Raw genomic sequence first — 13,718 nt, 5'->3', positions numbered from 1 at the left:
CATGACCGCTGCAGCCGCCCTGGCCGACCCGCCCCTCGCACGCCGGAGTACCGCCCACAGCCGTCCGCGTGCCGTGGGCGCCCGGGCGCTGTGGAATCTCGCCGCGATCGTGGTGATCTGGGCGACGAGCCTCGTGGTCATAGCCGTCTGGGTCGCGGGCGGCGAGGTGCAGTCCCTGCTGGTGGGGGGCGCAGACTCGCTGAACGCCCTCGGTCGCGCCGCGGGGCTGGCATCCGCGAACCTCCTCTTCTTCCAGGTACTGCTCATGGCGCGCGTGCCGCTGTTCGAGCGCGGCTTCGGTCGTGACGGCATCACCCGCATGCACCGCCTCGTCGGCTTCTGGTCGTTCGCGTTGTTCACGGCCCACATCGTGCTGCAGATCCTCGGCTACGCCGTCGAGGCCGGGATCAACCCGATCGAGCAGGCGTGGCAGTTCGTCTGGGACTACCCGGGCATGCTGTTGGCGACCGCGGGCACCGGGCTGCTGCTGCTGGTCGTCGTGACCTCGGTGCACCGCGCGCGCCGCCGCCTGCGGTACGAGTCGTGGCATCTGCTGCACCTCTACGGCTATCTCGGCGTCGGTCTCGCCATCCCGCACATGCTCTGGACGGGCGCCGACTTCGCCGCATCGCCCGCCGCGACCGTGTACTGGTGGGCGATGTGGGGGGTGACGGCGGCGACGGTGATCGTCTTCCGGCTCGGGATGCCGCTGGCGCTGTCGCTCCGTCACGGCATCCGGGTCGGCTCCGTCGAGCGCGACGGCCGCAGCGGGGTCGCGGTGCGCATGGTCGGTCGCCGGACCGACGCTCTCCGCGCCCGCGGGGGTGAGCGCCGCGCACGTCCCGGTGGGTCCGTACACGACAGCCGTGTCGGGCAGGTAGGTCCAGTCCGCGACCCCGCGGCGTCGGCCCTCCGCGCGGAAGGCCCGCCGCAGGGCGCGGAGGCGCGCGAGGAGCTCGTCGAAATCGAAAGGCTTCAGCAGGTAGTCGTTCGCTCCGGCGTCGAGCCCTTCGACGCGGTCGGCGACGGCTCCGAGCGCCGTGAGCATGAGCACGGGGGTCGTGATGTGGGCGGTGCGCAGGTCCCGCACGATCTCCGCGCCGTCGAGGCGGGGGAGCCTGCGGTCGAGCAGGATGACGTCGAAGCGCTCCCGGAGTGCGCGGTCCCGGCCGGCGACGCCGTCGCTCTCGTGAGCGAGGTCGTACGTCTCGCTCAGCACCTCGATCGTCATCTGGGCGATCTCGGTGTCGTCTTCGACGTAGAGCACGCGCGGTCGCACGGCCTCGGGTTCGGTCACCGCACGCCCGCGCGCGGGGGACTCACGGTCCACCCGAATCGCTCGAGGGCGTCGTGCAGGCGTCGCGCCTGGGCCCAGGCGATCGCGCCCGAGACGTCCGAATAGACGTCGATCGCGAAAGGAGGGGGGTCGGCGAACTTCGGGATCTCGACCTCCGCCCACGCGTGAGGAGCGAGCCAGACGCGAGGCCGGGCGGTCCCGGCGTCCTCCACGCCCGTGTCGGCGGCGAAGGCGATCGCATCGAGGGCGTCGATCTTCGTGATGGGCATGTTCACGACGAGGGTCACCGCGTGCAGTACTCCGGTCATCGCGCACCTCCTTCCCTCATCCTGACACGGGCGTGCGGGGCCGGGGCGGTCCCTCGGATCCCGTCGGCGCGCCTCATAGGCGCACCACAGGTCCGCTGAAGTCGCGGGCAGGGCGCGCGGACCACAGTCGGGGGAACCACCGGAACCCCGACCCCCGGAGAAGAGACCATGAGCCGCATCCCCGACACCCAGATGACCCCCGAGGGCCCCGCCTACGAAGGGCGCCTGCTCGATCGCGCCGACGAGCCCGTGGTCGACCAGGGCGCTCCGTTCGACATCCGAACCCTCGTGAGCCGTCGCGGCATCTTGAGCCTGGTCACCCTCGGTGCGGGAGCCGTCGCGCTGGCGGCCTGCAGCCCCGCAGAGAGCAGAGCGACGGCGACCGCGACCACGACCCCCAGCGCGACACCGTCTGCGACCCCCACGGCCTCGGCCACCGCATCGGCGTCGAGCGCGCCGGTGGCGCTGCCCGCGGGGGAGATCCCCCAGGAGACCGCCGGTCCCTACCCCGGCGACGGCTCGAACGGCGTCGACATCCTCGAGCAGTCCGGGGTGGTCCGCAGCGACCTGCGGTCGAGCCTCGACGGGGGCGCCACGGCCGCGGGAGTACCCATGACTCTGAAGCTCACGATCCTCGACACCGCCAACGGCGACGTGCCCTTCGCGGGAGCCGCCGTCTACGTCTGGCATTGCGACGCGGAAGGACGGTACTCGATGTACTCCTCCGGCATCGAGAACGAAACGTACCTGCGGGGTGTGCAGGTCGTCGGCTCCGACGGAGTGGTCTCGTTCACCTCGATCTTCCCCGCCTGCTACGACGGGCGCTGGCCCCACATCCACTTCGAGGTGTACCCGAACGTGGATGCCATCACCGACTCCTCGAACGCGGTCGCGACCTCGCAGGTGGCCCTGCCCGAGGCCACGTGCGCAGTCGTCTACGCCGATGCGGCCTATCCATCGTCGGCATCCAACATGTCCCGCGTCTCGCTCGCGACCGACAACGTCTTCGGCGACGACGGGGGAGTGCTCGAGCTCGCCACGACCACCGGCGACAACGCCGCCGGCTGGACGGTCGCCCTGACCGCTCGTGTCGACACCACCACCACGGCGACCGCGGGCTCGATGCCCGGCGGCCGCGGCTGACCCGGAGAGCCCCCATGCTGCAGAACCTCACCGGCTGGCACGCCCTCGTCGTACTCGCGATCGTCGTCCTCGTCTTCGGCGCCGCCAAGCTCCCGGCCCTGGCCCGCAGCGTCGGTCAATCCGTCCGCATCCTGCGAACCGAAGCGGCCGAACCGTCCACGGATGAGCCCCCGGCGGACGCCCTCGTGCACGCGGACTCCGCGTCGGTGTCGCCCCCGTCCGTTCCCGACCCGCCCGGGAGGTGATGACCTACGCTGCCGCCCCCGGGCCTCTCACTGTGGGCCCCGCGATCTGCGCTGCGCCTCGCCGGTCCGGGGGCGTGCGGCGGTCGGATTTGCGCGCGCCACCGGGATCTGGTCTGCTGAGCGTCAGCGCGGCGAAGACGCGTCGCTCCTGTTCTGGGGGGAACACAACGATGACCGTGACGAACGATCGCCCTTCGGCGCGCCCGCGCGCCCGCCGACGCGGGCGCATGGTCCTGGGGCTCACGGCGGCTGTCGCGACGCTGGTGCTCGCGGCGGGCTGCTCCTCGTCGGCCTCATCGGCGGACCCGGCGGTCATGGGAGACGCCCGTCGCATTGCGGCATCGTCGCCGTCGGCATCGCCGACCCCCTCGCCGACTCCCGTCGTCGTCGTGTCCGAGCAGACCGTCACGTCCGTCCTGCCGTTCGAACGGACGACGGTGGATGACGCGGCTCTGCCATCGGGCCAGTCGCTCGTGTCGACCGCCGGTGTCGACGGGGAGAGGGTCTCGATCTTCCGCGTGACGACGATCGACGGGGTCGAGACCGAGCGGGTCCTGGTCAGCGAATCCGTCGGCCGGGCGCCGGTCTCCGAGGTCACGTCTCGAGGAACGTACGTGGCTCCGCCTCCGCCCGCGCCGGTCGAGGCAGCGGCCGGCGGCGATGGCTGCGACCCGAACTACGCTGACGCGTGCGTGCCGATCGACTCCGACGTCGACTGCGCGGGTGGGAAGGGCAACGGCCCCTCCTACCTCGACGGCGTCGCCCGGGTCGTCGGCTCCGACATCTACAAACTCGACGGCGACGGCGACGGCCTGGCCTGCAACGGCTCCCGCTAGGGCCCTCGGCCACCCGGTCGATCGAGGCCGGAGGCTAGCCTCGGTCCATGTTGTCTCCCCGCGCAGAGCTCGAAGACCTCCTCGCCACAGGGCTCGGCGACGTCTCCCCGGCCCTTCGTGAGGCGCCGGTCGAGGGCGAGGCGCGGGCCGCGGCGGTGCTCATCCTCTTCGGCGTCCTCGACGGCATCCCGAGCGAACGCGCCGCGCGGCACGTCCCGAGCGATCTCGACGTCCTGCTCCTTGCGCGCGCCAGCACGCTGCGCGCCCACCCCGGTCAGGTCGCCTTCCCCGGAGGACGCCTCGATCCGCAGGATCGGGATGCCGTGGCCGCAGCGCTGCGTGAGGCGCAGGAGGAGACCGGCCTCGACCCCGACGGCGTCGAGGTGCTCGGAACTCTCGAGCCGGTTCCGCTGGCGTTCTCGCGCCACGAGGTGACGCCGGTCATCGGATGGTGGACCCGCCCGACGCCCGTCCGCGCCGTCGACGCGGCGGAATCGGCCGCGGTGTTCCGCGCGCCGGTCGCCGACCTCCTCGACCCCGCTCGCCGCGGCGTGACCGTGATCCGGCGTGACGGCCGCGAATGGCGCGGGCCCGCCTTCGCGCTCGACACGGCACGCGGACCGCAGACCGTCTGGGGCTTCACGGCGATGCTGCTCGACGGCCTGTTCGACCGGCTGGGCTGGACCGAGACGTGGAATGCGACCCGCGAGATCCCTCTTCCGGAGCCGGTGGTCGCCGTCCCCGCGGTTCCTCCCAAGCCGCCCGGTCCTGAGCGCGCGTCCCCGTCTTCGTCATCGGTCGCGTGTCGCGTCCCCGGGGTCGCTAGCGTGGGTGGCGTGACTGCGCCTATCGATCCCACCACCACCGCCGCCTGGTCCCGCCTCACCGCGCTTCGCGATGCGTTCGAGCCCGACCTGCGCGGCTGGTTCGCCGCCGACGCCGACCGTACGCGCGAGCTCACGCGCACCGTCGGCGACCTCCACGTCGACCTGTCGAAGAATCTCGTGACCTCCGACGTGCTCGACGCCCTGATCGCGCTCGCCGAAGAGACCGGTGTCGCCGAGCGCTACGCCGACATGCTGCGGGGCGCGCACCTCAACACCAGCGAAGACCGCGCGGTACTGCACACGGCTCTTCGCCGTCCCGCGGGCGCCGAGCCCGCGCTCGTCGTCGACGGGCAGCAGGTCGATCACGACGTGCACGAGGTGCTCGACCGCCTCGATGCCTTCGCCGACTGCGTGCGTTCCGGCGAGTGGCGTGGCGTCACCGGCAAGAAGGTGACCACGGTCGTCAACATCGGTATCGGCGGCAGCGACCTCGGCCCGGTCATGGTCTACGAGGCTCTCCTCCCCTATGCCGAGGCGGGGATCACGGCGCGGTTCGTCTCCAACATCGACCCCGCCGACATCGCCCAGAAGACCGCTGATCTCGACCCCGAGACCACGCTCTTCATCGTCGCATCCAAGACGTTCACCACCCTCGAGACGCTGACCAACGCCCGTCTCGCGCGCGACTGGCTGTGGGAGAAGCTCGGTGCCGCGGGCGTCATCGACGACTCGGATGCCGCCCGCACCGACGCCGTCGCCCATCACTTCGTCGCGGTCTCGACGGCGCTCGACAAGGTGGAGGCCTTCGGGATCGACCCCGCCAACGCTTTCGGGTTCTGGGACTGGGTGGGCGGACGCTACTCCGTCGATTCCGCCATCGGCCTGTCGTTGGCGATCACGCTCGGTCCCGATGCGTTCCGCGGACTCCTGGCCGGCTTCCACGTGGTCGACGAACACGTGGCATCCACCCCGATCGCCGAGAACGTCCCGGTCCTGATGGGTCTCCTCAACGTCTGGTACACCAACTTCCTCGGCGCGCAGTCGCACGCGGTCCTGCCGTACGCGCAGCAGTTGCACCGCTTCGCGGCGTACCTCCAGCAGCTGACGATGGAGTCCAACGGCAAGTCCGTCCGTTGGGACGGCACCCCTGTCACGACCGACACGGGCGAGGTGTTCTGGGGTGAGCCGGGTACGAACGGCCAGCACGCCTTCTATCAGCTCATCCACCAGGGCACGCGGTTGATCCCGGCCGACTTCATCGCCTTCGTGAACCCGGCCTACCCGCTCGCCGACGACGGACGCGATGTCCACGGACTCTTCCTGGCGAACTTCCTCGCGCAGACCAAGGCGTTGGCGTTCGGCAAGACCGCAGAAGAGGTCGAGGCAGAGGGCACCACCGGCGCCCTGGTGGCTGCGCGCACGTTCCCGGGCAACCGTCCGACGACGTCGATCTTCGCGCCGTCGCTCACGCCGTCGGTGCTCGGCCAGCTGATCGCGCTGTACGAGCACATCACCTTCACACAAGGCACCATCTGGGGCATCAACTCCTTCGACCAGTGGGGCGTCGAGCTCGGGAAGCAGCTCGCCCTCCAGATCGCGCCGGCCATCGAGGGCGACGAGGCCGCGCTCGATGCGCAGGACGCGTCCACGCGCGCGCTGCTCGAGTACTACCGCGCGCACCGCTCCTGATTCCTGCGCGGCTGAGGTCGCGATGACGGGTCGATCCGAGGATTCTCTTCCGTTCCTCGGGTCGGCCCGTCGTGCGTCGCCGGCGCGGGGTGACGACCCCGGATCGTCCGGGTCTGGTCTCGGGATCTCGGGGTACATAAAAACCCGCTCAGATGTCAAAAAAGCACCCGGGTGACAGCACGTGCTAACCGGATGGATCCGCGACGGTGGACCCCCTCGCCCGACGGGGAGGCCGACGTGTGCCTCACACGCGCTGCCCAGGTAACGAAGAGATAACGCTCAGAACAGGCCCGCACACTCGGGGACTTGTGTCGACCCGAACGACACGAGACCGCGCTCGATCCCGACGAGCGCGCCCCGACGAAAGACTGCTCCTTGCTCCGTTCTGATGTGAAACTCCTGCACGTCCACCGCGCCCGCCGCACCCTGCTCAGCGCCGCAGCCTGCGCCGGACTCGCACTCGGCATCGTCGCCACCACCGGCCTCGCCGTGGCCGCCCCGCTCTCGATCCCCGACGCGTCCGCATCCTCGTTCTCCGCCCCCGGCACCACCGTGCCGGTGGCGAGCGCCCCGACCCTGGATGCCGTCACGAGCGGCGCGATGCAAGCGCGGACCGATGCGGCCTCCGCTCTCTCCCGCGCTGACGCCGTGCGTGCCGATGTCGCCTCGACCGGCCTCCCGCTTTCGATCGGTGACGCGACCATCGACACGACCGCGCTCGAAGACGCGGTCGACCGCCTCGACTCGACCGACCTGCTCCCGGTGCTGTTCGTGCCCGCGCTCAGCCAGAACGCGCAGACCGAGGTCGTGCGCGTCAGCGCTCGAGCGGCCGAGGTGCAGGCGAGCCTCGATCAGGCCAAGGCCGATAAGGCCGCCGCCGACGCCGCCGCCGAGGCGCAGCGCCAGGCCGAGGCTGCGGCCGCTGCCGAGGCGCAGCGTCAGGCAGACGCCGCCGCGGCTCTGGCACGCGTCAACACCCCCGACGGTGCGCGTGCCTACGCCGCCCAGTTGGCCGCCGAGAAGTACGGGTGGGGGAGCGACCAGTTCTCGTGCCTGTCGTCGCTGTGGAACAAGGAGTCGAGCTGGAACTACCAGGCGTACAACGCCGACGGCGGGGCCACCGGCATCCCGCAGGCCCTGCCCGGCAGCAAGATGGCGACCTTCGGCGCCGATTGGCAGACCAACGCCGCGACGCAGATCGCGTGGGGGCTGGATTACATCGACCGCGGATACGGCACGCCCTGCAGCGCGTGGAGCCATTCGCAGGCGGTGAACTGGTACTGAGAATCCGCCCAGCGACCGCCCCGCGACCCCGTCAGCGATATATCGTTATGTATCGCTGACTCAGATCGGGTCCGCGCGAAGGAGGTCGTCATGAGTGGTTCATTCCTAGGAGACGCGTTCGGCGGACGTGCGGGCAACAACACCCCCGGATGGCCGATGTCCAACATCCTCGAGGGTCTCGAGCAGCTGCGTTCGCAGTTCGAGCAGAAGACCGCCTCGACGCCCCGCATGAACAAGGGTGACGTGCGCTCGGCCGTGCTCTCGCTGCTGCTCGAGCAGCCCATGCACGGCTACCAGATCATCCGCGAGATCGAAGAACGCAGCGGCGGTTCGTGGAAGCCGAGCCCCGGCTCGGTCTATCCCACGCTCCAGCTGCTCACCGACGAGGGTCTCGTGCAGGCCGAGGAGTCCAACGGGCGCAAGACGTACTCGCTCACTGCCGAGGGCCGCGCCGCAGCCGGCGACGAGACCACGGAGCGCACCGCGCCCTGGGAGTCGGCGGGCTCGCGCGACAGCGGCCGCATGACGGCGCTCCCCAAGGCCGGGGTCGAACTCGCCCAGGCTGCCGCCCAGGTCGCGCGCACGGGCGACAAGGAGCAGGTCCAGCAGGCGGTCGAGATCCTCGACGAGGCTCGCCGTAAGCTCTACTCCATCCTCGCCCAGGGGTGAGGCCGCCGCAGAGCGACGGGAGCTCGGCGCCCGTCGGCATCCAGGAGACACGATGACCGACGACGCCCTCATGAAGGCCCGTTACCGGCGCATCACGCGCTTCGCCGCGCGCTACCTCGTCCAGGCGTGGTGGTACGAGCTCTTCCTGCCGCGGTTCGGCCTCGGGTGGATCTCCGCCCGGGGTCGAACCCGCCGGCTCGAGCGCATCGCCCAGCGCTTCCATGTCCTGGCGGTCGACCTCGGCGGGCTGATGATCAAGGTCGGGCAGTTCATGTCGTCGCGTCTCGACGTGCTGCCGCCCTCGATCACGAAGCAACTCGAGGGCCTGCAGGACGAAGTGCCCGCTGTGCCGTTCGCCCAGATGCGAGCGCGCGCGGAGCACGAACTCGGGATGCCGTTGGAGCGGGCCTTCGCGAGCGTCGACGAGCGGCCGCTCGCCGCCGCGTCGCTCGGACAGGCGCACCGCGCCGTGCTCACCGACGCGCTGGCGGAAGAGACGGGCCTGCGCGCCGTGGTCCTGAAGATCCAGCGCCCCGACATCGATCGCATCGTCGACGTGGATCTGCGGGCCCTCCGCAAGGTCGGCGTGTGGTTGAGCAAGGTCGCCCTGGTGCGAGACCGGGTCGACATGCCCTCCCTCGTGGAGGAGTTCGCCGTGACCAGCCTCGAGGAGATCGATTACCTCCACGAGGCCGCCAATTCCGAGCGGTTCGCCGCGGACTTCGGCGGAGAAGGCGGGGTCGCCGTCCCCGATGTCGTGTGGGAGCGCACGACCCGTCGCGTGCTGACCCTCGAAGACGTCAGCGCGATCAAGATCAACGACGTCGACGCGCTTCGCGCCGCTGGCATCGACCCGTCCGAGGTCGCCGCGCGTTTCGCTGCGGTGATGTTCGATCAGCTGTTCGACGACGGTTTCTTCCACGCCGACCCCCACCCCGGCAACGTCTTCGTCACCCCCGTGTCCTCGTCGACGGATGCCGGCCCTCGCGCCTGGCGTTTCACCTTCATCGACTTCGGCATGATGGGCGACGTTCCGCCGGGGCTTCGACGGGGTCTTCGCCGCGTCCTCATCGCCGCGGCCTCGCGCGACGGCAAGGGGCTGGTCGACGGAATCCGCGACGTCGGCGTGCTGTTTCCCTCCGCCGACACGATCCAGCTCGAGCGGGCGATGACGCAGCTCTTCTCGCGCTTCGGCGGTATGGGTTTCGCGGAACTGCAAGAGGTCGACCCGCGTGAGTTCCGTGCCTTCGCGATCGAGTTCGGCGATGTCGTCCGCGCGCTGCCGTTCCAACTGCCCGAGAACTTCCTCCTGATCGTCCGCGCCATGTCGTTGACGAGCGGCATGTGCAGTTCGCTCGACCCCGCGTTCAACATCTGGGATGCCGTCGAGCCCTACGCCCAGCGCCTGATCCGCGAAGAGGGCGGCAACACCGCCCAGGCTCTCGTGCGGGAGGTCGGGGCCGTCGCGGCGGTGACAGCTCGCCTGCCTCGGCGCGCCGATAACCTCATCTCCCGACTCGAAGAGGGCTCCCTCGCGGTCGAGACGCCCCGGATCGAACGCCGGATGAGGGATCTGGAGCGGATGGTGCGTCGAGTGGTGTCGTCGGTGCTGTTCACGGGCCTGCTCATCGGGGGAGTGGTGCTGCAGGCCGAGCAGGCGGTGATCGGCACGATCCTCATGGTGGTGTCGCTGGCGCCCCTGTCCCATGCGCTGCTCGCGGGATTCATCGCCCGGCGCAACGGCGCCTGACCCGTCCGGGCGCGCTCCACACCGTCGATCGGAGAGCCGTTCGTGGGAGGCGGGGCCCCGCGCCCCCGGCGACCTCCACGGGTCGTGACGACGAACGACGAGAGCGCCGCCCGGATCGTATCCGGGGCGGCGCTCTCGTCGTTCGGAATCGACCGGCGCTGAGGCCTGTCGGCGGGTCAGTACCAGCCGGTGGACTGCGAGTGGCTCCACGCGCCGCACGGGTCGCCGTAGCGGCCGGAGATGTAGCCGAGGCCCCATGAGATCTGGGTGGTCGCGTTGGTCTCCCAGTCGGCGCCGGCCGACGACATCTTGCTGCCCGGGAGCGCCTGCGGGATGCCGAACGCGCCGCTGCTCGCGTTGTACGCCTGGTAGTTCCAGCCGGACTCCTTGTTCCACAGCGAGACGAGGCAGCTGAACTGGTCGTCGCCCCAGCCGCGGCCGGCCAGCATGCCGCGTGCCGTGGCCTGGGCGCCGGCCGGGCTGTTGTCGCCGGATCCGCCGCCCGTGGCGATCGGGGCCGACGATCCGCCGCCGCTCGACGAGGCCGAGGTGCTCTGCTCGGACGCGGCCTGTTCGGCGGCTTTCGCTTCGGCAGCGGCGGCGGCCGCAGCTGCGGCTTCGGCTTCCTGGCGTGCCTTCTCGGCCGCTTCCTCTTCGGCTTTCTTCGCTACGGCGGCATCGAGGCTGCCGCGCAGTTCGGCGACTCGCTGGTCCACGGTCGCGGACGCAGCTTCGACGTCGTCGGCGAGGTCGGGAAGGAACGTCGTCGGCAGGACCGCGGCCGATTGCAGGCGCTCGGCGGCCTGCTCGAGCGCACGGGTGTCGACGGTCGCGGGCTGGCCGATGTCGAGCCCGGATGCGGCGATGTCGGCTTGCACGCTCGACGCGGCCTGGAGGGAGCCGACGGCGGTGGTCTGGGCGGAGCGCGCCTCCGCGACCTCGGGGCCGCGGGCGGCGGTCAGGGCGGTCGGCGTGGTCGCCGAGGCGAGAGAGAACGTTGCGGTGCTGAGGTCGGCAGGCGACGCGGTGGCCGCCGGCACGGTGCCGGTGAGGGCTGCGGCCGCGACCGCGCCGACCACGAGCACACCGGCCGTCGTCACGGGGCGACGACGGGTGCGGCGGGCGGCGAGGCGGCGATCACGACGGTTGGAAGTGGGCGTCGAAGAAGAGCGCATAGAACCGGTTTCACGTGAGGGGGGACGACGCGGGTATCGCCGTCTGACCCGCGATAGCGGGCACAAGACGGGGAGCCTGGCACGGCATTCTGGACGCCACCTGGGCACACGAGCTGAGAAAGGCGCGGCAAAACGGCCGATCCGGCGCGAATCGGCGCATCCGCTGCCGCCTCTCCGGCGTTGTGTGACGCCCGTGTCGCCGCTCGATCCGCGCCGGGGGAGTCGGTGAGCTAGACTGAGGTGTCACACGTGGGCTTTGCTCGTTCTCCGAGCGGCCCGTGGCACTGCACGAATCAATCCGCTTCGCTTCGACGCGCGGCACTCGTTCGCCTTCGGGTGAGCGGATGCCCGCTGCCCCGGTCCATGGGACCGACGGGCGCAGAAGTCGCAGCCCGACACCACACCCAACTAGGACAACCCACTACATGACTACCGCAACGACCGCCCCGGCTATCAAGCAGGTCGCGATCAACGACATCGGCTCGGCCGAAGACTTCCTGGCCGCAGTCGAGAAGACGCTCAAGTTCTTCAACGACGGCGACCTCATCGAGGGCACCGTGGTGAAGATCGACCGCGACGAGGTCCTCCTCGACGTCGGTTACAAGACCGAGGGCGTCATCCCCTCCCGCGAGCTCTCGATCAAGCACGACGTCGACCCCAACGAGGTCGTCAACGTCGGCGATCACGTCGAGGCCCTCGTTCTCCAGAAGGAGGACAAGGAAGGCCGCCTCATCCTGTCCAAGAAGCGCGCCCAGTACGAGCGTGCGTGGGGCGACGTCGAGAAGATCAAGGAGAACGACGGTGTCGTCACCGGTTCCGTGATCGAGGTCGTCAAGGGTGGCCTCATCGTCGACATCGGCCTCCGCGGCTTCCTGCCGGCCTCGCTCATCGAGCTGCGCCGCGTCCGCGACCTCACGCCGTACCTCGGCCAGGAGATCGAGGCCAAGATCCTCGAGCTCGACAAGAACCGCAACAACGTCGTGCTCTCGCGCCGCGCCCTGCTCGAGCAGACGCAGTCCGAGTCGCGCACCACGTTCCTCAACAACCTGCACAAGGGCCAGGTCCGCAAGGGCACGGTCTCGTCGATCGTCAACTTCGGTGCGTTCGTCGACCTGGGTGGCGTCGACGGTCTCGTCCACGTCTCCGAGCTCTCCTGGAAGCACATCGAGCACGCCTCTGAGGTCGTCGAGGTGGGCCAGGAGGTCACCGTCGAGATCCTCGAGGTCGACCTCGATCGTGAGCGCGTGTCGCTCTCGCTCAAGGCGACGCAGGAAGACCCGTGGCAGGTGTTCGCCCGTACCCACGCGATCGGCCAGATCGCTCCGGGCAAGGTCACCAAGCTCGTTCCCTTCGGTGCATTCGTCCGCGTCGCCGACGGCATCGAGGGCCTCGTGCACATCTCGGAGCTTTCGGGCAAGCACGTCGAGCTCGCCGAGCAGGTCGTGTCGGTCGGCGAAGAGGTCTTCGTCAAGATCATCGACATCGATCTCGAGCGTCGTCGCATCTCGCTGTCGCTCAAGCAGGCCAACGAGTCGGTCGACCCGAACGGCACCGAGTTCGACCCGGCGCTCTACGGCATGGCCACCGAGTACGACGAGCGCGGCGAGTACAAGTACCCCGAGGGCTTCGACCCCGAGTCGGGTGCCTGGCTCGAGGGCTTCGACGCTCAGCGCGAGCAGTGGGAGCAGGAGTACGCCGCTGCCCAGGGTCGCTGGGAGGCTCACAAGGCCGCCGTCGCCAAGGCTCTCGAGGCCGAGGCGGCCAACCCGACCGACACCGGTTCGTTCGGGGGATCCTTCTCGTCGGAGTCGCCCGCCCAGGGCACCCTCGCCGACGACGAGTCGCTGGCTGCGCTTCGCGAGAAGCTCTCCGGACGCTGATCCGTCTCGCATCGAAGGCCGGTACCTCCTCGGACGTGCCGGCCTTCGGTCGTTCACGGGCGCAAGCCCTGGTTTCGATGACATCGGGAACGGCAGGATGGAGGCATGGCTTCTCGACTTCCGTTCCTGATCACCCTCGCCGGCGTCGCCGTGCTCTTCCTCGCGATCCTCTTCGTGTTCGCCCTCGTCATCGGCGCGATGTTCTTCGGCGGCATCGAGTTCACCGGTGGATCGATGGATGCCGGAGCTTCCGCAACCCCGTTCCGCCTCGCCGCCTAGGACGGGGCGCTCCCGAAACCCGTCCCGCCCGCGAGCGAGGCGGGTTTTGTGGTTTCTCCTGATCAGTCGGCGAAAACGGGGCAGCGACACGCCCGGGGGGCCCTGTCGATTCGACGGCACGTTCGTTCCGGCGTAACTTATTACTTGTTCGCCCCACAGGGGAGAGCGGAGCGGCCTAAAAGGGCCCCGCGTCCTCTCAAGTGGTGAGCATCCCCGAAGCCGCACCGGATGGTGTATGGTTTTGGTTCTGGCCATTGAGCTGGTTCCCGAGGTTGATCTCTTCGTGAGGTCCCACTGTGGTTCTGGGTGCGAGGGTCGGTGAAGGTAGTGAACTGC

At 69.9% G+C, this 13,718-nt stretch carries 11 protein-coding genes and 3 pseudogenes; 11 read left to right on the top strand and 3 right to left on the bottom strand.

Features of this window, described 5'->3' with window-relative positions:
- Window position 1 precedes the first annotated feature (1 nt).
- A pseudogene (locus ACTJJP_RS12195) lies at window positions 2–574 on the top strand (ferric reductase-like transmembrane domain-containing protein); the annotation flags it as partial.
- A gap of 426 nt (window positions 575–1,000) precedes the next feature.
- On the opposite strand, the pseudogene ACTJJP_RS12190 reads toward ACTJJP_RS12195, so the two are convergent.
- Window positions 1,001–1,231, bottom strand: a pseudogene (locus tag ACTJJP_RS12190) (response regulator); the annotation flags it as partial.
- Window positions 1,232–1,293: 62 nt separating this feature from the next.
- A complete protein-coding gene (locus ACTJJP_RS12185) occupies window positions 1,294–1,605 on the bottom strand; it encodes a hypothetical protein (protein ID WP_440775269.1) in 312 nt (103 codons plus the stop codon).
- A gap of 168 nt (window positions 1,606–1,773) precedes the next feature.
- Here ACTJJP_RS12185 and ACTJJP_RS12180 point away from each other — a divergent pair, with 168 nt between their 5' ends.
- From ACTJJP_RS12180 to ACTJJP_RS12145, 8 genes and pseudogenes are all read left to right on the top strand, one after another.
- On the top strand, window positions 1,774–2,748 hold the full coding sequence (locus tag ACTJJP_RS12180; protein WP_440775268.1) for an intradiol ring-cleavage dioxygenase: 975 nt from the start codon (window positions 1,774–1,776) through the stop codon (window positions 2,746–2,748).
- 14 nt (window positions 2,749–2,762) lie between these two features.
- On the top strand, window positions 2,763–2,993 hold the full coding sequence (locus ACTJJP_RS12175; RefSeq protein WP_440775267.1) for a twin-arginine translocase TatA/TatE family subunit: 231 nt from the start codon (window positions 2,763–2,765) through the stop codon (window positions 2,991–2,993).
- Window positions 2,994–3,169: 176 nt separating this feature from the next.
- Window positions 3,170–3,829, top strand: coding sequence for a G5 domain-containing protein (locus ACTJJP_RS12170; protein WP_440775266.1), 660 nt, complete (start codon window positions 3,170–3,172; stop codon window positions 3,827–3,829).
- 47 nt (window positions 3,830–3,876) lie between these two features.
- Window positions 3,877–4,551, top strand: a pseudogene (locus ACTJJP_RS12165) (NUDIX hydrolase); the annotation flags it as partial.
- A gap of 114 nt (window positions 4,552–4,665) precedes the next feature.
- Window positions 4,666–6,345: a glucose-6-phosphate isomerase gene (gene pgi / locus ACTJJP_RS12160; RefSeq protein WP_440775444.1), complete on the top strand. Its 1,680-nt coding sequence runs from the start codon at window positions 4,666–4,668 to the stop codon at window positions 6,343–6,345.
- Window positions 6,346–6,720: 375 nt separating this feature from the next.
- A complete protein-coding gene (locus tag ACTJJP_RS12155; RefSeq protein WP_440775265.1) occupies window positions 6,721–7,629 on the top strand; it encodes a phospholipase in 909 nt (302 codons plus the stop codon).
- Between the two features lie 90 nt (window positions 7,630–7,719).
- Window positions 7,720–8,298 carry a PadR family transcriptional regulator gene (locus ACTJJP_RS12150; RefSeq protein ID WP_440775264.1) on the top strand — a complete coding sequence of 193 codons (579 nt, stop codon included), beginning with the start codon at window positions 7,720–7,722 and terminating at the stop codon, window positions 8,296–8,298.
- A gap of 52 nt (window positions 8,299–8,350) precedes the next feature.
- Entirely contained in the window at window positions 8,351–10,048 is a 1,698-nt protein-coding gene (locus ACTJJP_RS12145) for an ABC1 kinase family protein (protein ID WP_440775263.1), read from the top strand.
- A gap of 176 nt (window positions 10,049–10,224) precedes the next feature.
- On the opposite strand, the gene ACTJJP_RS12140 is transcribed toward ACTJJP_RS12145, so the two are convergent.
- Window positions 10,225–11,223 (bottom strand): lytic transglycosylase domain-containing protein, encoded by a 999-nt coding sequence (locus tag ACTJJP_RS12140; RefSeq protein ID WP_440775262.1) that lies wholly within the window; start codon window positions 11,221–11,223, stop codon window positions 10,225–10,227.
- A gap of 425 nt (window positions 11,224–11,648) precedes the next feature.
- Between ACTJJP_RS12140 and rpsA the strand changes: the two genes are divergently transcribed.
- Together rpsA and ACTJJP_RS12130 are read left to right on the top strand one after the other, a co-directional pair.
- Complete coding sequence (gene rpsA, locus ACTJJP_RS12135; RefSeq protein ID WP_440775261.1) at window positions 11,649–13,103, top strand: 30S ribosomal protein S1; 1,455 nt, start codon at window positions 11,649–11,651, stop codon at window positions 13,101–13,103.
- A gap of 105 nt (window positions 13,104–13,208) precedes the next feature.
- Entirely contained in the window at window positions 13,209–13,382 is a 174-nt protein-coding gene (locus ACTJJP_RS12130; protein ID WP_440775260.1) for a hypothetical protein, read from the top strand.
- The last annotated feature ends 336 nt before the right edge of the window (window positions 13,383–13,718 follow it).

This window comes from Microbacterium sp. 22296 (assembly GCF_052045385.1).
Classification (GTDB): domain Bacteria; phylum Actinomycetota; class Actinomycetes; order Actinomycetales; family Microbacteriaceae; genus Microbacterium.
This window is presented reverse-complemented; position numbering and strand designations above follow the sequence as displayed.